General features: G+C 62.7%; 21 protein-coding genes and 1 pseudogene. 16 read left to right on the top strand and 6 right to left on the bottom strand.

Going from position 1 to position 18,077, the window contains the following annotated elements; all coding sequences use genetic code 11:
* Positions 1-109 precede the first annotated feature (109 nt).
* The 3 genes and pseudogenes from ACIU1A_RS09740 to purB all read left to right on the top strand — a co-directional run bounded on the left by ACIU1A_RS09740 (position 110) and on the right by purB (position 2,724).
* Positions 110-835, top strand: coding sequence for a DUF2259 domain-containing protein (locus ACIU1A_RS09740; protein WP_404927201.1), 726 nt, complete (start codon positions 110-112; stop codon positions 833-835).
* The gene (locus tag ACIU1A_RS09735) at positions 832-1,356 is read left to right on the top strand and encodes a hypothetical protein (protein WP_404927200.1); all 525 of its coding nucleotides are present in this window, start codon (positions 832-834) and stop codon (positions 1,354-1,356) included. Before ACIU1A_RS09740 ends, ACIU1A_RS09735 begins: the two co-directional genes overlap by 4 nt.
* 59 nt (positions 1,357-1,415) lie before the next feature.
* Positions 1,416-2,724, top strand: a pseudogene (purB, locus tag ACIU1A_RS09730) (adenylosuccinate lyase).
* 59 nt (positions 2,725-2,783) lie between these two features.
* Here the strand turns inward: purB and ACIU1A_RS09725 are convergent.
* Positions 2,784-3,596, bottom strand: a complete 813-nt coding sequence (locus tag ACIU1A_RS09725) for a VOC family protein (RefSeq protein WP_404927893.1) — start codon at positions 3,594-3,596, stop codon at positions 2,784-2,786.
* A gap of 244 nt (positions 3,597-3,840) precedes the next feature.
* On the opposite strand from ACIU1A_RS09725, the gene ACIU1A_RS09720 reads away from it, so the two are divergent.
* Positions 3,841-4,395: an alpha/beta hydrolase gene (locus tag ACIU1A_RS09720; RefSeq protein WP_140656047.1), complete on the top strand. Its 555-nt coding sequence runs from the start codon at positions 3,841-3,843 to the stop codon at positions 4,393-4,395.
* Between the two features lie 23 nt (positions 4,396-4,418).
* Here the strand turns inward: ACIU1A_RS09720 and ACIU1A_RS09715 are convergent, their stop codons facing one another.
* Together ACIU1A_RS09715 and ACIU1A_RS09710 are read right to left on the bottom strand one after the other, a co-directional pair.
* A complete protein-coding gene (locus ACIU1A_RS09715) occupies positions 4,419-5,192 on the bottom strand; it encodes an HpcH/HpaI aldolase/citrate lyase family protein (protein WP_140493818.1) in 774 nt (257 codons plus the stop codon).
* A gap of 168 nt (positions 5,193-5,360) precedes the next feature.
* The gene (locus ACIU1A_RS09710) at positions 5,361-5,681 is read right to left on the bottom strand and encodes a DUF1476 domain-containing protein (protein WP_140493820.1); all 321 of its coding nucleotides are present in this window, start codon (positions 5,679-5,681) and stop codon (positions 5,361-5,363) included.
* A gap of 275 nt (positions 5,682-5,956) precedes the next feature.
* On the opposite strand from ACIU1A_RS09710, the gene purC reads away from it, so the two are divergent.
* The 6 genes from purC (at position 5,957) to ACIU1A_RS09680 (ending at position 9,208) form a co-directional block, all read left to right on the top strand.
* Entirely contained in the window at positions 5,957-6,751 is a 795-nt protein-coding gene (gene purC, locus ACIU1A_RS09705; protein ID WP_127282327.1) for a phosphoribosylaminoimidazolesuccinocarboxamide synthase, read from the top strand.
* 69 nt (positions 6,752-6,820) lie between these two features.
* Positions 6,821-7,060, top strand: coding sequence for a phosphoribosylformylglycinamidine synthase subunit PurS (purS, locus tag ACIU1A_RS09700; protein ID WP_140625559.1), 240 nt, complete (start codon positions 6,821-6,823; stop codon positions 7,058-7,060).
* A gap of 38 nt (positions 7,061-7,098) precedes the next feature.
* Entirely contained in the window at positions 7,099-7,323 is a 225-nt protein-coding gene (locus ACIU1A_RS09695; protein ID WP_246670994.1) for a hypothetical protein, read from the top strand.
* 106 nt (positions 7,324-7,429) lie between these two features.
* Positions 7,430-8,098 (top strand): phosphoribosylformylglycinamidine synthase subunit PurQ, encoded by a 669-nt coding sequence (purQ, locus tag ACIU1A_RS09690; protein ID WP_140493824.1) that lies wholly within the window; start codon positions 7,430-7,432, stop codon positions 8,096-8,098.
* Between the two features lie 41 nt (positions 8,099-8,139).
* Positions 8,140-8,550: a hypothetical protein gene (locus ACIU1A_RS09685; RefSeq protein ID WP_140517698.1), complete on the top strand. Its 411-nt coding sequence runs from the start codon at positions 8,140-8,142 to the stop codon at positions 8,548-8,550.
* 1 nt (position 8,551) lies between these two features.
* Positions 8,552-9,208 (top strand): Pr6Pr family membrane protein, encoded by a 657-nt coding sequence (locus tag ACIU1A_RS09680; RefSeq protein ID WP_404927199.1) that lies wholly within the window; start codon positions 8,552-8,554, stop codon positions 9,206-9,208.
* Positions 9,209-9,226: 18 nt separating this feature from the next.
* Here ACIU1A_RS09680 and ACIU1A_RS09675 read toward each other — a convergent pair whose 3' ends face one another.
* Entirely contained in the window at positions 9,227-9,472 is a 246-nt protein-coding gene (locus ACIU1A_RS09675; protein WP_404927198.1) for a DUF1127 domain-containing protein, read from the bottom strand.
* Positions 9,473-9,566: 94 nt separating this feature from the next.
* Here ACIU1A_RS09675 and ACIU1A_RS09670 point away from each other — a divergent pair, with 94 nt between their 5' ends.
* The 6 genes from ACIU1A_RS09670 (at position 9,567) to ACIU1A_RS09645 (ending at position 16,262) form a co-directional block, all read left to right on the top strand.
* Entirely contained in the window at positions 9,567-10,973 is a 1,407-nt protein-coding gene (locus tag ACIU1A_RS09670; protein WP_404927197.1) for a PLP-dependent aminotransferase family protein, read from the top strand.
* 221 nt (positions 10,974-11,194) lie between these two features.
* On the top strand, positions 11,195-13,426 hold the full coding sequence (gene purL / locus ACIU1A_RS09665; protein WP_140671749.1) for a phosphoribosylformylglycinamidine synthase subunit PurL: 2,232 nt from the start codon (positions 11,195-11,197) through the stop codon (positions 13,424-13,426).
* Between the two features lie 47 nt (positions 13,427-13,473).
* A complete protein-coding gene (locus ACIU1A_RS09660) occupies positions 13,474-14,007 on the top strand; it encodes a hypothetical protein (protein ID WP_140671751.1) in 534 nt (177 codons plus the stop codon).
* A gap of 122 nt (positions 14,008-14,129) precedes the next feature.
* Complete coding sequence (locus tag ACIU1A_RS09655) at positions 14,130-14,363, top strand: BolA/IbaG family iron-sulfur metabolism protein (RefSeq protein ID WP_140493839.1); 234 nt, start codon at positions 14,130-14,132, stop codon at positions 14,361-14,363.
* 153 nt (positions 14,364-14,516) lie between these two features.
* Positions 14,517-14,852, top strand: a complete 336-nt coding sequence (grxD, locus tag ACIU1A_RS09650) for a Grx4 family monothiol glutaredoxin (RefSeq protein WP_013532137.1) — start codon at positions 14,517-14,519, stop codon at positions 14,850-14,852.
* 141 nt (positions 14,853-14,993) lie between these two features.
* Complete coding sequence (locus ACIU1A_RS09645; protein WP_140631631.1) at positions 14,994-16,262, top strand: multidrug effflux MFS transporter; 1,269 nt, start codon at positions 14,994-14,996, stop codon at positions 16,260-16,262.
* A gap of 46 nt (positions 16,263-16,308) precedes the next feature.
* Here the strand turns inward: ACIU1A_RS09645 and ACIU1A_RS09640 are convergent, their stop codons facing one another.
* Both ACIU1A_RS09640 and ttcA read right to left on the bottom strand, forming a co-directional pair.
* The gene (locus tag ACIU1A_RS09640) at positions 16,309-17,136 is read right to left on the bottom strand and encodes an inositol monophosphatase family protein (protein WP_140656062.1); all 828 of its coding nucleotides are present in this window, start codon (positions 17,134-17,136) and stop codon (positions 16,309-16,311) included.
* Positions 17,126-18,019 carry a tRNA 2-thiocytidine(32) synthetase TtcA gene (gene ttcA, locus ACIU1A_RS09635; protein WP_140493845.1) on the bottom strand — a complete coding sequence of 298 codons (894 nt, stop codon included), beginning with the start codon at positions 18,017-18,019 and terminating at the stop codon, positions 17,126-17,128. Before ttcA ends, ACIU1A_RS09640 begins: the two co-directional genes overlap by 11 nt.
* Between the last annotated feature and the right edge of the window lie 58 nt (positions 18,020-18,077).

Raw genomic sequence — 18,077 nt, 5'->3', positions numbered from 1 at the left:
AACAGACGAGGCTGCGATTGGATGCATGGCGCTTGCTTTATCGGACAGCGCGACGCCGGTATCTTGTCGTGATAGGGAATGGCGATATCGTTGGCCGGCGGAAAACCTCATGCAAAACCTTCTTCTGTTTGCCGTTTGCCTGCTTGCGCAGTTTTGCGCAGTCGTCGCCGCCCGGGCCGGGGATGTCGCCGAGCTTGAAATCCTGGGCTTCACCAAGGACGGCGGCATCTTCGCGTTCGAAGAATATGGCGTGCAGGATGGATCGGGATTTCCCTACGCCAATCGCTATTATATCGACACCAGCAACGACAGCTTTCTCCAGGGAACGCCTATTCGCGTCCGGCTCGACGACGAGAACGCCACGTTGACGGCGGCTCGTATTCAGGCCCGCGAGAAGGGCGAAGCGGTCGTCAGCCAAGCGGAGTTGGCCGCGAACAAGGGCATTACCGCAGGCTTCAACCCGGTAACGGAGATGTCCGCCGACCCGCATCGGATGGCGGTCAATCCGCGTCCGATCTTCTCGCCGGTCGACCAGCCGCTCGAGTTCCGGCTGGACGAGATCGGCATGAACGAGACTAAGGGCTGCGAGAGCCAGGGTGAGATCAACGGCTTTCGGCTGCTGCGTGTCGAGGCGCAAGCCGGCGGTACGACGAAGCTGTTGCACGAGGACAAATCGATCCCCAAGAGCCGGGGTTGCCCGAACGGCTACCGCATCGGAGCCGTGCAGACATTTTCGATGGACAGTCCCAGCGCCTATGCGGTGCTGATCGCGGTGCGCCAATATGGCTTCGAAGGCCCGGACTATCGCTGGATCGCGGTGACCGGCCGCCTGTGACACCGCTCGTCCACCCCGCCAGGCGTCATCGCGCCCTGGGCCGCCTCCGCGGCGCCATACCAACGCCGGGCACGGCGCTGCTCGGCGCGCTGCTTTGGGCCGCCACGATGGGCGCCAGCGCGCTCCTCAACCTGTTGCTGGAAAGTTGGGTGACGCCAGATAAAATCCGCACCGTGACGCTGCTGTTTGCAGTCGGCGGCGCTCTGGCCTTTCCTGTTGGCCTGTTCGCGGCACGGCTGGTCTCGCTCGGAAGGAGCTGGGAAGTCGCCTTCGCGGCGGCATTCGTGGGTCTAGCCGCCGCGACGATCGGCCTGACCGCCGGGCTGTATGCCTTGCAATACCGCTCCTACTATGCCGAATGGCATGCACCCACCTTCACCCTCACCTGGGGGCTTCAGTTCGTCTTCACGATGGCTGTGGCGCTCTACCAGTTCGTGGTGCTGGGCATCCGGCTTTATTTTCCGCTCGGCTTCGTCGCCTTGTTTGCCGCCAGCCTCTGGTTTGCGCGGCGGCGGCGTTGAGCATTTTGTCCGCCTCTGTTAGGACGCGGGCAAATTTCTCGACACGTCAGGACTGACCGATGATCCCTCGCTACTCCCGGCCGGAAATGGTGGCCATATGGTCGCCCGAAACCCGGTTCCGCATCTGGTTCGAGATCGAGGCTCATGCCTGCGACGCGCTGGCCGAACTCGGCGTCATCCCGAAACAGGCGGCGAAGACCATCTGGGAAAAAGGCAATGCCGCGAAGTTCGACGTCGATGCGATCGACGAGATCGAGCGCGTCACCAAGCACGACGTCATCGCCTTTCTCACCCATCTCGCCGAATTCGTCGGACCCGACGCCCGCTTCATCCATCAGGGCATGACATCCTCGGACGTTCTCGACACGTGTTTCGCGGTGCAGCTCACCCGTGCCAGCGACATGCTGCTGGCCGACATCGACGCGCTGCTTGCGGCGCTGAAGCGCCGCGCCTTCGAGCACAAGGATACCGTCACCATTGGCCGCAGCCACGGCATCCACGCCGAGCCGACCACTTTCGGCGTCAAGCTGGCGCAAGCCTATGCCGAATTTTTCGCGCTGCCGCGAGCGGCTCGTGCACGCTCGCGAGGACATAGCCACCTGCGCCATTTCGGGAGCGGTCGGCACCTTCGCCAATATCGAGCCTTATGTGGAAGAGCATGTCGCGGCAAAGCTCGGGTTGAAGCCGGAGCCCGTATCGACGCAGGTGATCCCGCGCGACCGCCATGCCATGTTCTTCGCCACGCTCGGCGTCATCGCATCGTCGGTGGAGCGGCTGGCGATCGAGATCCGGCATCTGCAGCGCACCGAGGTGCTGGAAGCCGAAGAGTATTTTTCGCCTGGCCAGAAAGGTTCGTCGGCGATGCCGCACAAGCGCAACCCGGTGCTGACCGAGAACCTCACCGGCCTTGCCCGCATGGTGCGCTCCTTCGCGCTGCCGGCGATGGAGAATGTGGCGCTCTGGCACGAGCGCGACATTTCGCATTCCTCCGTCGAGCGCATGATCGGGCCGGATGCGACGGTGACGCTGGATTTCGCGCTGGCGCGGCTGACCAGCGTCATCGACAAACTGCTCGTCTATCCCGACAACATGCTGAAGAACATGAACAAGTTCCGCGGCCTGGTGCATTCACAGCGCGTGCTGCTGGCATTGACGCAAGCCGGTGTCTCGCGTGAGGATGCGTACAGGCTGGTGCAGCGCAACGCCATGAAGGTGTGGGAACAAGGCGCTGATTTTCTTGAAGAACTACTGGCCGACAAGGACGTCACCGCCGCCTTGCCGGAAGCCGAGATCCGCGAGAAATTTGACTTGGGCTACCACACCAAGCATGTCGACACGATCTTCCGGCGGGTGTTCGGAGAGGCGTGAGGGCTTTCCTTCTCCCCGTCGCTATACGAGGAGAAGGTACCGCAGGATGTAACTGCCGATCACGCTTTGCCGGGAATGGTCCTGATCACCGTGCCCCATGGATCTTCGCGGGTCGTTTCACTGGCCACGTTGTCGGAACGCATCTCGACCCAGGCAAGGCCCGACCGGGCCGGGTCGCGGCGGCCGGCGCCGGCGCTCTGCCACGCATTGGCGCCTATATGATGATGGTAGTGGCCTGACGACAGGAACACAGCCTGGCCGCCGTATTTGGCCACCGTGTCGAAGCCGAATTCCTGGTTCCACCAGGCTTCCGCGTCTTCCGGCCGGCCGACGCGCAGGTGGACGTGGCCGACAATGCTGTTTTCAGGCGCTCCCTGCCAGCCCGCGTCGCCGGCCGGCACTTCGGCGACGACCGAAGGAATGTTCAACCGTTCGGTCGCCATCGCGATCTTGTCGCCGTTCCACGTCCAGTCCTGCGGACGGCGATCGGCATAGATCTCGATCCCGTTGCCCTCGGGATCGGTGAGGTACAGCGCTTCGCTGACCAGATGGTCCGAAGCGCCCTCTATGGCGATCTTGTCTGATATGGCGTGGTTGATCCAGCGGCCAAGGTCGGCACGGCTGGGCAGCAGGAAAGCCGTGTGGAACAGGCCGGCGCTGCGCGGATCGTCAGTCTTGGCCGAGGCATCCGGCTCCAGCACCAACAGAGGACGGTTGGCGGCGCCCAGGGTGATCGCGCCATCGGCGCGGCTCAATTCCTGCAAGCCGACAACAGCGCGATAGTAGGCGGCAAGGCTTTCGGCGTCGCGCGCCTTCAGCCCGACCCGGGCAACGCTCACCGGCGTGGTGGCGGCAAAGGGCAGTTCGCTCATCATTGTCTCCGTTGCGGCGACGCTTGGCATAAACCCCGAGGTCAGGAGCCCGGCGCCGGCGATCATTGTACGTCGTGTCAGCGCCAAAATGCGGTCCTTCACGGCTGTTTCTTTCCTGACGATAAATCGGCGATCGTGATCGTTCACACAAGACAGCGAAAAGCGAACATGGTGTTCACCATTGCAAGCAGGAGCGCACCCATCGGCGGTTGCATGAGGCAATCACGCTCGCTATCTCAGCGCCATGAAAGTCAAAGACGCAGATATTCTCATCATCCCGGGCTACACTAACTCCGGACCCGAGCACTGGCAGACCCGCTGGCAGTCAAAGCTGTCGACCGCGCGGCGCGTCGAGCAGGCGGAATGGTCGAAGCCCGTGCGCGAGGACTGGACGGCGAGCGTGGCTAAAGCGGTCAACGAAGCCGAGAAGCCCGTCGTCCTCGTCGCGCACTCCCTTGGCGTTGCCGCGGCGGTGCAAGCCATCCCGCAGTTTCGCAAGCCGGTCGCCGGCGCATTCTTCGTGGCGCCGCCCGATGTCGCCAATCCGGAGGTACGGCCAAGGCACCTGATGACGTTCGGCCCCTACTCGCGCGAGCCGTTGCCCTTCCCGTCCATGGTGATTGCCAGCCGCAACGATCCGTTCTGCGCCTTCCACGTCGCCGAGGACATTGCCGGCGCCTGGGGATCTCTGTTCATCGATGCCGGTGAAGCCGGTCACCTCAACACCGATTCAGGCTTCGGCCCATGGCCCGAAGGTTCGATGACCTTCGCCAAATTTCTCACCGAACTGAAGGCCTGACGACCCCGACCGGATCGCGGCTCTCAGCCGCCGATCGAATCCTTGATGCCTTTCAACAGCGTCTTCGCCCCTAGTGAAATCAGCGCGTGCTCGGACCCTGTGGCCAGCAGGCGGTAGCCCATCGCCACGACGCGGCCGGCGATGGCCGGTTCGATGACGTAGATCGCCGCATGCTTGCCGGCCTTGCGGGTACGCTCGGCGATCGAACCCACCGTTTCCATCATGCTTTCGAGCGTCGAATTGACGGTCGTGCCGTTCGACCAGGCAATCGAGAAGTCCGATGGCCCCAGGAAAATGCCGTCGATACCGGGTGTATCGAGGATGCCGTCCAGCGCATCGAGCGCCGCCCGCGTCTCGACCATGGCGAAGGCCATGGTGCGCTGGTTGCTGTCGCGCAGCCATTCGGCATGATCACCCTTGCCATGGCGTGGGAAGGCATAGGTGGGGCCCCAGGAGCGCTCGCCCACCGGCGGGTATTTCATCGCCGCAGCGAACAGTTTTGCATCCGCCACCGAGTTGACCATCGGCGCGATCACCGCCTCGGCGCCGAAATCGAGCGCCCGGCTGGCCATGTCGAAACGGCCGACGGGAATACGCACCAATGCCGGCTTGCCGGTGGCAAGCACGGGCGCCAGGCCGCGCAACACGCTGTCTTCATGATGGCCGCCATGCTGCATGTCGAGCGTGACCGCATCGAAGCCCTGCCTGGCAAGGATTTCGACGGTCAGCGCGTCCGGCACGCCTGACCATGCGGTGACCAGCGTTTCATCGGCCGCAAGGCGGGATTTCAGGGACATCGGCTCTTTCCTCGCTAAGGATCGCAGTTTCAGCTGGAAACGACGGGAAACGCAAAGAAAAACCGCCCGGCTGGGCCGGGCGGTCGATTGGTCCAGTCGTTCTCCTATTTGCCGCAGGTTTCGTCGCAAAACCATGGGACACTTTTGCAGAAACCTGCTTCGGCTGGATCAGGTGTTCTTGATCTGCTCGATCGCCTGCGCCATCAATTCGTCCATGGTGCGGCGGATCTGATGGTCCGACTGGCTGACGCCGGCAGCGTCGAAATCCTTGCGGATCTTGCGGAAGACGTCGTGATCGCCGGCTTCCTCGATATCGGAAACAACCACTTCCTTGGCGTAGGCATCGGCCTCGGCGCCGGATTTCCCGAGCTTTTCCGCGGCCCAAAGGCCGAGAGCCTTGTTGCGGCGCGCCGACGCCTTGAACCGAAGCTCCTCGTCGAACACGAATTTGCGCTCAAAACCCTCTTCGCGATCCTTCATGTTGCTCATGGCGTCCCTCCGATGGAAATCGATTCGCTGGCATTGATGAATATGTGATGGCGAAGCACAAACCAAAAGGCTGGCGGCCGGTCAATACGCTTCGTGGCTTGCTGCGCTGCGGCATTTCGGTCCCGAAAGCAGTTGATTGAAAGGATTTGCCGATTGAGCAAACAAGGCGATTACGATAGACACCGGCATTGAACGCCACCGTCGCCACACTAATTTAGGCAGACGGACAGGAACTGGTCGCTTGCCGCCTGCCCGCAAATCCAGAGAAAAATCAAATGAAAAATCGCCGCCGCATTTATGAAGGCAAGGCCAAGATACTTTATGAAGGCCCTGAGCCCGGGACGCTGATCCAGTTCTTCAAGGATGACGCCACCGCGTTCAACAAGAAAAAACACGAAGTCGTCGATGGCAAGGGCGTGCTTAACAATCGCATTTCCGAGCACATCTTCAATCATCTCAACCGGATGGGCATTCCGACCCACTTCATCCGCCGGCTCAACATGCGCGAGCAGCTGATCAAGGAGGTCGAGATCATCCCGCTCGAAGTGGTGGTGCGCAATGTCGCCGCCGGTTCGCTGTCCAAGCGCCTTGGCATCGAGGAAGGCACGGTCCTGCCCCGCTCGATCATCGAATTCTATTACAAGGCCGATGCGCTCGACGACCCGATGGTCTCTGAAGAACACATCACGGCCTTCGGCTGGGCGAGCCCGCAGGAAATCGACGACGTCATGGCGCTGGCCATTCGCGTCAACGACTTCCTGTCCGGCCTGTTCATGGGCGTCGGCATCCAGCTCGTCGATTTCAAGATCGAATGCGGACGCCTGTTCGAGGGCGACATGATGCGCATCGTCGTCGCCGACGAGATCTCGCCCGATTCCTGCCGGCTGTGGGACGTGGCGACGCAGGACAAGCTCGACAAGGACCGTTTCCGCCGCGACATGGGCGGCCTCGTGGAGGCCTACCAGGAAGTCGCCCGCCGTCTCGGTATCATGAACGAGAATGAGCCGCCGCGTCCAACCGGACCGGTGCTCGTCGCGTCGAGCGAGCCGCCGAAGGGCATGAAGCACTAATTGCCAGCAACGGGCTTGCCGGAAACGGCAGGTCCGGCGCAGACCGATACCGATCATTCAGGAGCATCGATGAAAGCCCGTATCACCGTAACCCTCAAGAACGGCGTGCTGGACCCGCAAGGCAAGGCGATCGAGCATGCGCTGTCGGGGCTAGGTTTTGACGGTATCGGCTCGGTGCGGCAAGGCAAGGTGTTTGACGTCGAGCTCGCCGGGACCGACAAGGCCAAGGCCGAGGCCGATCTCAGGGCCATGTGCGACAGACTGCTGGCGAACACGGTGATTGAGAACTATAGTGTGACGCTTACCTGAGGTTGCGCCGGAGGCACGGATGCCCGAAGTCACCGACGATGTACGAACTGCTGAAGAAAATTCATTCGCGAATGGATCGACTTGAGAATGGTCTCGGCGAGGTTAAGCACGAGATCGTCGCGATCAGATTGCAGGCGTTGAGCACGCAGACAGACATCAACAATATCTACTCAATAACAAGCCGTATCGATCAACGTCTGGAGCGAATCGAGCAGCGCCTCGAATTGCGCGAACTGGCCGAAAAAGGCACAAACGCCTTATGATCCAAGACCATGAGAGATTGCCTTCATGGTTCGTCGAAATAGCTGACTAAATGGCGTTCCTCACGAGACAGATCAGATTGACCCAAACGATCAGGGTGCCAACAAAATGAAATCAGCCGTCGTCCTCTTGCCTGGCCTTAACCGCGACCGCGATATGATCGCGGCGCTGACCAAGATTTCCGGCAAGGCGCCAGCCACGGTCTGGCAGACCGACACCGAAATCCCGGATGTCGACCTGATCGCCATTCCCGGCGGCTTCTCCTTCGGCGACTATCTGCGCTGCGGCGCGATCGCGGCGCGCATGCCGGTGATGCGGGCGGTCGCTGAAAAGGCGGCCAAGGGCGTCATGGTCATCGGCGTCTGCAACGGTTTCCAGATCCTGGTCGAGGCCGGCCTGCTGCCGGGAGCGCTCATGCGCAACTCCTCGCTCAAATTCGTCTGCCGGCAGGTGAAGCTCGAGATCGCCAACGCCAACACCATGTTCACCCGCCGCTACCAGCCGGGCCAGATCATCCGCTCGCCGGTGGCGCATCACGACGGCAACTACTTCGCCGATGCCGAGACGCTTGCACGCCTGGAAGGCGAAGGCCAGGTGGTGTTCCGCTATGCGGACGGCACCAATCCCAACGGCTCGATCAACGACATCGCTGGCATCATCAGCAGCCAGGGCAACGTGCTGGGCCTGATGCCGCATCCCGAGAACCTGATCGAAGCGGCACATGGCGGCAATGACGGGCGGGCGTTGTTCGAAGGCGCGCTCGGCATCGCCGCCTGATATCTTCCGAAATTCTTTCAGAACCTGGGGGCGGCCTGACGATGAGACTGACGATTGCTCGCTTTGCTCTCCTGGCTGCCGCCGGCCTTGCGCTGGCATCCTGCCAGTCGGGTCCGAAGAGCGCTCCGCCGCCTTCCGGCAAGAGCGCGGCGCTGCTGGCCATGGAACAGGTGGCGATCTCCGCCCACAAATGCTGGATCGCCAGCAAGGACCCGGCCTTCAAATCCTACCAGATGGCCAATGAGCTGAATTCGTTCAGCGGCACGCCGCGCTTCCTGCTGGTGCCGGCCAAGCATTATGGCGGCAAGCCGCTGCTGGTGGTGCAGGCGCAAGGCAATTCGAGCCGTGTAGACGTGTTCGGTCCGCTGATGGCCGAGCCGCTCGGCGCGCGCATCGGCTCCGACATCGCCCGCTGGCAGGCCGGCAATCCGGCCTGCGCCGCCGCCGCGTAAGATGGACCGGCTGCTGCAGGTCGCGGGTCTGGTCGCAGGGCTGGCCGGTCTTTTCCTGCAGTTCTCGATCACCGTTCCGGCCTCGATGGAAGCCGGCCGCGGCCTGATCGGTTCGGTCGTCTTCTACTTCAGCTTCTTTACCATCCTGACCAATATCGGTGCGGTGCTCGTCCATGCGTCGCTGCTGTCGCCCGCCGGCCATGCCTGGTTTCCGGCCTTTGCCGGAGCGCGGATGCGGGCAGGCGTCGCCGTCGCCATCACCGTGGTCTTCATGGTCTACGCCACCGTGCTGGCACGCCTCTGGCAGCCGCAGGGCCTGTTCCTGCTGTGCGACGTGCTGCTGCACTATGTGACGCCTGCACTGTTCGTGCTGTGGTGGCTGGCCGCCGGTGCCGACGGCAAGACGCGATGGCGAGACGTTTCCTGGTGGATGCTCTATCCGCTCGCTTATCTGGCCTATGCGCTGGCGGGGGCGTCCATAACAGGCGAAGTGCCCTACCCGTTCCTCGATGTCGCCAGGTACGGCATCGCCAGCGTCGCCATCGCCTCGCTGGCCATCACCGCCCTTTTCCTGGCGCTGTGCGTTGGCGCCGTGCTTGCGGACCGCGGCCTGTCGCGGATCAGGGCGCCAGTTGTGCAGCCACGCAAGCAGGATTGAACATTGCATCGCGCCTGTTCATTCCCAGAATGGCCTGATCCCTTCGCGATGGGCGTCGCAGCGGGAAATGCCGATGTCCTTCAACTGGTCGTCGGTCATGTCCAGCAAGGCGAGCCGGCTGCGCCTGCGCTCCAGCAGGCCGTCGATCCAGCGCCCCAGCGATTTGACCCTACGCACGATGCGGCTGACAAAGCCGCCGCGGTCCACAGGTCGCGCGGCGAACAATCCTGCGGTTGTCTGGCTGATTGTCTCGATTGTATCCATCTTCGCTCTACCAAAGCTGCAAATTGCACTCTTTTATTCCACACAACGCATGTGAATTGACTCATCGTTCGACGCAATATACAAAATTGTCACCATGACAAATTGGCTTCCCGACCTCACGGCCAGCTCCGGCCCGCTTTATCAGCGCCTTGCTGACAGCATTGAGTCAGATATCGACCGCGGCGTGATCGACGCCGGGGCAAAGCTGCCACCGCAGCGGGATCTCGCCTATGACATCGGCGCAACCGTCGGCACGGTCGGCAGGGCCTATCAATTGCTGCGCGAGCGCGGGCTGGTCAGCGGCGAGGTCGGGCGCGGCACCTATGTCCTCGGCCGGCAGAACGCGAAGCCCGACTTCATAGCGCCGGACGCGCAAGGCACGCGCGACATCGATGCGCCGCGCGGCAAGCTGCGCTTCGACAGCACCGCGGCGCCCGATGTCGGCCAGGGCGCCATCGTCACCGAAGTGCTGTCGCGCACGGCTTCGGATCATGCGCATGAGATTTCGAGCTACACGCGGGATTTTCCCGAGCGCTGGTTCGAGGCCGGCGCCAGTTGGCTGTCGCGCAACTCGTTTCGACCGAGCGCCGATACGATCGTGCCGACGCTCGGTACCCATGCCGCTGTCATGGCGGCGATCGCCGCACTGACCACGCCCGGCGATTACGTCGCCTTCGAGCACCTGACCTATTCGCAGATTTCGCGCAGCGCCGGCCTGATCGGTCGTCGCACGGCGCTGGTGGCATCGGACCATCAGGGTCTCGACCCCGACGATTTCGAGCGCGTCTGCGCGCAAAAGCATCCGAAGATGATCTTTCTGATGCCTACGGTGCAGAATCCGACGCTGGCGATCCTGCCGGCAGCGCGACGTGAGGCAATCGCGCGGATCGCGCGTGAATACAATGTCGTCATTATCGAGGACGATCTTTACGGCGGCCTGACCGAAGATCCGACGCCAATGCTGGCCGACTATGCACCCGAGCGCACCATCGTCGCAGGCGGCCTGTCGAAATCGGTAGCGGCTGGCGTTCGCGGCGGCTGGCTTTCCTGCCCGCCTGCTTATCGCCATCGCATCCGTGTTGCCCACAAGATGATGACCGGCGGCATGCCTTTCCTGCTGGCCGAGGTGAATGCCCGGCTGGTGCTGACGGGCCAGGCCGCGGACATACGCAAACGCGCCATCGCCGAAATCAACGCCCGCACCGCCATCGTGCGCGAGACTTTGGCCGGCTTCGAGTTCAAGTCGCGGGACAATATACCCTTTGTCTGGCTGACCTTGCCCGACCCCTGGCTTTCCGGCACGTTCAAGAACGCCTGCCTCGAGCACGGCGTGCTGATCGACGACGAAGACGAGTTCAAGGCGGGCCGTTCCGAGCAGGTCTTCCACGCCGTGCGCTTCGGCATTTCGCAGCCCAGGCAGCGCAAGGACATCGCGGACGGCGTTGCGGCGATCCGGAGGCTCCTCGACGAAGGCCGCGCCGGCTACGACAGTTTTTCCTGATCCGCATCGCCTTGGAGCGCCGGCGGTTCAGGACGACGGCATGCCTCCAGGCAAGACCGAGGCGCATCGGTTGAGTCCGGTCCGGTGGGACGCGCGTTCAAGGCGCCGCGGCTTTCTCCGGATTCAGCCACTTTTCGTCGGTCCATGGGTGTATCGGCCGCAAAGCTTGCGATAAGAGGAGACTCAAAATCCCAAGCTCCCACGGATAAAAACCGCCGCCCATGACCATTTCCAATTCCGTGCCGATCACGCCCGAGCTCATTGCCGCGCACGGGCTGAAGCCAGACGAATACCAGCGCATCCTCGACCTCGTCGGGCGCGAGCCGAGCTTCACCGAACTTGGCATCTTCTCGGCGATGTGGAACGAGCATTGCTCGTATAAATCCTCGAAGAAATGGCTACGCACGCTGCCGACGACCGGTCCGCGGGTCATCCAGGGGCCCGGCGAGAATGCCGGCGTGGTCGATATCGGCGACGGCGACTGCGTCGTCTTCAAGATGGAGAGCCACAACCACCCCTCCTTTATCGAGCCCTACCAAGGGGCGGCGACAGGCGTCGGCGGCATATTGCGCGATGTCTTCACCATGGGCGCGCGGCCGATCGCGGCGATGAACGCCTTGCGCTTCGGTGCTCCCGATCATCCCAAGACCAAGCACCTGGTGGCGGGAGTGGTTTCCGGCGTCGGCGGCTACGGCAACTCCTTCGGCGTGCCGACGGTCGGCGGCGAGGTCAATTTCGACGCCCGCTACAACGGCAATATCCTGGTCAACGCTTTTGCCGCGGGTCTTGCCAAGACGGACGCGATTTTCCTGTCGGAGGCCAAGGGCGTCGGCCTGCCGGTCGTCTATCTCGGCGCCAAGACCGGTCGCGACGGCGTCGGCGGCGCCACCATGGCCTCAGCCGAATTCGACGACAAGATCGACGAGAAGCGCCCGACCGTGCAGGTCGGCGATCCCTTCACCGAAAAGTGCCTGCTTGAAGCATGTCTCGAACTGATGGCGTCCGGTGCGGTCATCGCTATCCAGGACATGGGTGCTGCCGGCCTTACCTGCTCGGCGGTCGAGATGGGCGCCAAGGGGGATCTCGGCATCGAGCTCGAGCTCGACAAGGTGCCGGTGCGCGAGGAGCGCATGAGCGCCTACGAGATGATGCTGTCGGAAAGCCAGGAGCGCATGCTGATGGTGCTGCGCCCCGAAAAGGAAAAGGAGGCCGAGGCGATCTTCCACAAATGGGGGCTCGACTTCGCCATAGTCGGCAAGACGACCGACGATCTGCGCTTTCGCGTCCTGCATCAGGGTGATCAGGTTGCGGACCTGCCGATCAAGGATCTCGGCGACAAGGCACCGGAATATGACCGTCCGTGGGTCGAGCCGAAGAAGCCGGCGCCGCTTGCGGCCAATGACATTCCGCAGGCCGATGTCGCCGAAGCACTGCTGAAGCTGCTCGGCGGCCCTGACCTGTCGTCGCGCCGCTGGGTGTGGGAACAGTACGACACGCTGATCCAGGGCAATTCGCTGCAGCTTCCCGGTGGCGATGCCGGCGTGGTGCGGGTCGAAGGCCATCCGACCAAAGCGCTGGCTTTCTCGTCGGACGTGACGCCGCGCTATTGCGAGGCCGATCCCTATGAGGGCGGCAAGCAGGCGGTGGCCGAATGCTGGCGCAACCTGACCGCCACCGGCGCGCTGCCGCTGGCCGCCACCGACAATCTCAATTTCGGCAATCCGGAACGGCCGGAGATCATGGGTCAGTTGGTCGGCGCGGTGAAGGGCATTGGCGATGCCTGCCGCGCGCTCGGCTTCCCGATCGTTTCGGGCAATGTCTCGCTCTACAACGAAACCAATGGCCAGGGTATCCTGCCGACACCGACCATCGGCGGCGTCGGGCTGATCGCCGACTGGTCGAAGATGGTGCGGGCCGGCTTCGCGGCGCAAGGCCAGATGATCCTGCTGGTCGGCGCGCCGGCCTCATGGGGCACGCATCTCGGCCAATCGGTCTACTTGCGCGACATCCACGGCCGCAGCGACGGCCCGCCGCCGCCGGTCGACCTCGACCATGAAAAGCGTGTCGGCGACCATGTGCGCGCGCTCATCGCGTCCGGCATCGTCACCGCGGCTCACGACGTTTCCGACGGCGGCATTGCGGTCGCGCTGGCCGAGATGGCGATGGCATCAGGCATCGGCGCGACCGTCCCCGGACTGGCCGGCACCGATCCTATTCCGGTCTGGTTCGGCGAGGACCAGGGCCGCTATCTCCTGACGCTGTCAATCGATCCAGACAGTGAGGACTGGGACGCGATCCGCAAACAGCAAAGCGAACTCGCCATTTTCGCGCCCTGGATCGGCTCGACCGGCGGCGACACGCTGAAACTCGGCGAGGCACGGGCGATCCCGCTCGGCGAATTGACCGCCGCGCACGAAGGCTGGTTCCCGCGCTTCATGGATCAGGCCATTTGAGCAGAGCGTGATCCCGAAAAGTGGGAAACGATTTTTTCGGAAAAATCATGCTCAACCACAGGAAACTGGCCGTCCGGGCACTGCTTGCAGTCGTCTTCTGGCCATCGCTGTTCTTCTACTGGTTTCTCGGCCCGTTCGTCTTTTTCCTGCTGTCTACGACATCGAGCGAGGTCTGCGCCCGGTTGGATACACGCGCGGAGTTCCTCGCCGCGGCCAACGACACGCTTCCGATGCTTGGCCTGCAAAACCTTTTCTATGCAGTTCCGCTTGTCTGCCTGGTGCTTTGGAGCCGGCTTCTGCCGGACCGGGCACGGACAAGGCACATCTTCACCTGCATAAAACTTTTCGCCGTCGCGGCCGCATTGGGGGCACTGTGGGAGTATGGCTCCTCGCTGGCCTGCGATGGCTACGGCCAGCCGTTCTTCTCGCCCGTCTGGCGGATGACCGCCTACCTGCCGATTGCCAACCTGGCGATCAACCTTCCCCTCTATGTGCTGACCTTCAGCCTTGGGCGGACCTTCTCGACGCCCGAGGACGACCCCGCGGACGACGCCGGCGGTCAGAGCGAGAACGCGTCGTGAGCCACAATCGCGCTGGGGCTGGACGGAACGGCTTCAATCCCGGCCGGAAAGGCTTTAGGTTCACTCCGACTCTCATCGCACGGGCAGCCATGCCGCAGCCCGCCCGAAAACAGGAACTTGCCATGGCAATGGATGCCCGCGACATCGAAAAACTGATCAAGGAGGGCATCCCGGATGCCAGGGTGACCATCCGTGACCTTGCCGGCGACGGCGATCACTATGCGGCCGAAGTCGTGGCCGAGAGCTTTCGCGGAAAAAGCCGCGTGCAGCAGCACCAGATGGTCTATGACGCGCTGAAGGGCAATATGGGCGGCGTGCTGCACGCGCTGGCGCTGCAGACCAGCGTGCCGGACTAGGGGCTTCCAACGCCAAAGTCGCTTGGCCCAAAACGCCGCATCTTTTGCGCCATTCAGGCCACCACGCGGCTAAAGTCTTGTTTCGGGCAACCTATGGGTTTATCTGATGGAAAAGCTTCGAGCCTGACTCCCACAGGCGGGAAAGGATATTCCATGAGCGGCATCAACGACTACATCGACAACGAAGTGAAGGGCAACGACGTCGTGCTTTTCATGAAGGGCACGCCCGGTTTCCCGCAGTGCGGATTTTCCGGCCAGGTTGTCCAGATCCTCGACTATATCGGCGCCGACTACAAAGGCGTGAACGTGCTGGATTCGGCCGAACTGCGCCAGGGCATCAAGGAGTACTCCAACTGGCCGACGATCCCTCAGCTCTATGTAAAGGGCGAATTCGTCGGTGGCTGCGACATCGTGCGCGAAATGTTCCAGGCGGGCGAGTTGCAGACATTCCTTGTCGAGAAGGGCGTGAGCGTCAAAGGCGCCGCCTGATTTCGGTTGGGCATGTCGCCGTCGACATGCCCTGAGCACCGGGGCAGCCCCGCCTCGGCAATTTTGCGTCCGGGACCCGGACCAGGACGAGCCAATGCGCCGGGCCACCGGCGCGTTTTCGTTTGAGAGATCGGACTTGCCGTGGACCAGCAGACGTCAGCACCGCAATCGGCAAGCAAATTGCCCATTCCGCGCTGGGAGTTCATCGCGCTGTGCGCAGCGCTGATGGCGCTCAATTCGTTGGCCATCGACATCATGCTGCCGGCGCTGCAGCAGATCGGCGCCTCGCTTGGCGTCGAGAACGAAAACCACCGGCAATATGTCATCACCGCCTATATTCTGGGTTTTGGCGGCGGACAGCTGTTTTTCGGACCGCTCTCGGACCGATTCGGGCGCCGTGCGCCGCTTGTCGCCGGCCTGATCATTTATGTGGCGGCGGCCGCCGCGGCCGCCATATCGCCAAGCTTTGAAACGCTTCTACTTTGCCGGGCCGTGCAAGGCATCGGTGCGGCCGCGACCCGCGTCATCGCCGTCTCGATCGTGCGCGACACGTTCGATGGCCGGCGCATGGCCGAGGTGATGTCGCTGATCTTCATGGTGTTCATGGCGATCCCGGTGATTGCTCCCGGCATCGGCCAGTTCATCATGCTGTTCGCGACCTGGCATTTGATCTTCGTCACCATGGCCGTCGGCGCGCTTGTCGTCTCGGCCTGGTCGCTGCTGCGCCTGCCCGAGACGCTACATCCGGAATATCGCCGGCCATTGACCGTCAATGCCATTGTCGGCGGGTTCCGCATCGTGCTGACCAACCGCGTCGCGATCTGCTATGCCTTCGCCAGTACGTTCATCTTCGGCGCCATGTTCGGCTTCATCGCCTCGGCGCAGCAGATTTATGTCGACATATTCAATGTCGGCGAATTGTTTCCGGTCATCTTCGCCGGCGTTGCCGGCGTGCTCGCCTTCTCCAACTACCTGAATTCGCGTCTTGTCGGCCGCGTCGGCATGCGCCGCCTGTCGCAGAGCGCGCTGCTGTTGTTTCTGGTCATCAGCCTGGCCTGGCTGGTGGTTTCGCTGGAAATGAAGATGCCGCTCTGGCTGTTCGTCACCTTCTTTGCCTGCGCCATGCTCCCTTTCGGCGCGCTCGGCGCGAATTTCAACGCGCTCGCCATGGAGCCGCTCGGCCAACTGGCCGGCACGGCCTCGTCCATCCTGGGCTTCATGCAGACGTTTCTCGGCGGCATTCTCGGCACGCTGATCGGCCAGGCTTTCAACGGCACGGTGACGCCGTTGGCCGCCGGCTTCTGCAGCGTCTCGGTCGCAGCCCTGCTGATGATCTTCATCGCCGAACGCGGCAAGATGTTCCAGCCGCAGAATCAACCCGTCTCGGGGCACATTGCCGATCTGCATTGAATTGTCGCCTTTGCGGCGCTCGGCTGGTAATCGAATTGGCAGCCGGCTATTGCGTCCAGAGTTCGCTGCGCAACTCGCGCCAGCTTTCCCGGTCGGGTGCGACAAGCAGGCCGCCGCCGACATGCGACGGTAGGTAGGCACTGGCGTCGAAACGCGCGGCGTGGCCGCCGGCCTCGGCATGGATCAGGACACCGGGCAGATGGTCCCACGGCATCAGCTTGTTGTAGACGACGAAATGGGCATGGCCGCTGGCCAGCAGGCGATATTCATGCGCGGCGCAGCGATAGGCGAATTGCGACAGGATTTTCGTCTGGTTGCGCGCCAGCCGCGACCGCTCTGGTTCGGCCATGTACTGCCAGGAGACGGAGCCGGTCATTCCCGAGATCGGCACGGGCGCCGCGACACGCACTTTTTCCAGGTTGCCATGCGCGTGCCTGATATGACTGCCGGCGCCCCTGGCGCCGATCAGCCAGTCCTTGCCGACCGGATCGTGGATGATGCCTGCGACGGTCTCACCCCGGACCACGACACCCAGCATGACGCCGAACAACGGCACGCCGGAAGCGAAATTGAAAGTGCCGTCCACCGGGTCGATGGTGAAAGCCAGATCGGCATCGCCAAGACCGTCGAGCAGCGCCGGATTGTCGGAACAGGCTTCCTCGCCGACAATCATGGCCGTTGGGTAGCGCTCACGCAGCTTGGCGGTGATCAGCCGCTCGGCACTAACGTCGGCTTCCGTCACCAGGTCGGCGGCCGACGTCTTCTGGCGGACGTCGCCGCCGCCCAACCGGCGAAAGCGCGGCATGATTTCGGCTTCGGCTGCTTCGGCCAGGGTGCTGGCCAGCCAGTCGATCGCGGTATCGTCAAATGTCATCGGAAATGTCTTGCCTGCTGGAGAGCGTTTCATCGAGTGCGGCGAAATCGAACAGTTTCCTGTCGAGCAGATGCGACGGCCTGGTGTTGGACAACGCACGCAGCATCGTGTCCTTGCGCCCGGGCATGCGCTTTTCGATATCGTCGAGCATGGCCTTCATGGCGTTGCGCTGGAGACCTTCCTGGCTGCCGCAGAGATCGCAAGGGATGATCGGGAACCGCATCGCCGCGGCGAGCTTTTCCAGATCGATTTCGGCGCAATAGCTCAGCGGCCGCAGCACCATGACGTCGCCCTCGTCGTTGAGCAGCTTTGGCGGCATGGCGGCGAGACGGCCGCCGTGGAACAGGTTCATGAAGAAGGTTTCGAGAATGTCCTCGCGATGATGGCCGAGCACCAGCGCCGAGCACCCCTCCTCTCGGGCTACGCGATAGAGATGACCACGCCGCAGGCGTGAACAGAGCGAGCAATAGGTGCTGCCCTGCGGCAGCTTGTCGGTGACGACGGAGTAGGTGTCCTGGTATTCGATGCGGTGTGCAATGCCGTGGGCATTGAGGTAATCGGGCAGGATGTGCTTGGGAAAGTTCGGCTGGCCCTGGTCGAGATTGCAGGCCAGCAGCTCCACCGGCAGCAGGCCGCGCCATTTGAGGTCCAGCAGCATGGCAAGCAGGCCGTAGGAATCCTTGCCGCCCGACAGGGCCACCAGCCAGCGCTCGCCTGGCCTGACCATCGAAAAATCCTCGATCGCCTGGCGGGTCAGCCGCAGCAGCCGCTTGCGCAATTTGTTGAACTCGACCGAAGACGGCACATCGGCGAACAGCGGGTGAAAACCGCCTTCGATGTCGGCGGCCTGCTCAAGCGATTGAGCGTCTGGCAGCATGTTCATGGCGTCGGTTCCAAATCCTGGAGCAACGAACGTTCGGAGCTTCGTTGCCGCCCGGATT

The sequence above is a fragment of the Mesorhizobium maamorense genome (genome assembly GCF_044998965.1).
GTDB lineage: Bacteria > Pseudomonadota > Alphaproteobacteria > Rhizobiales > Rhizobiaceae > Mesorhizobium.
This window is presented reverse-complemented; position numbering and strand designations above follow the sequence as displayed.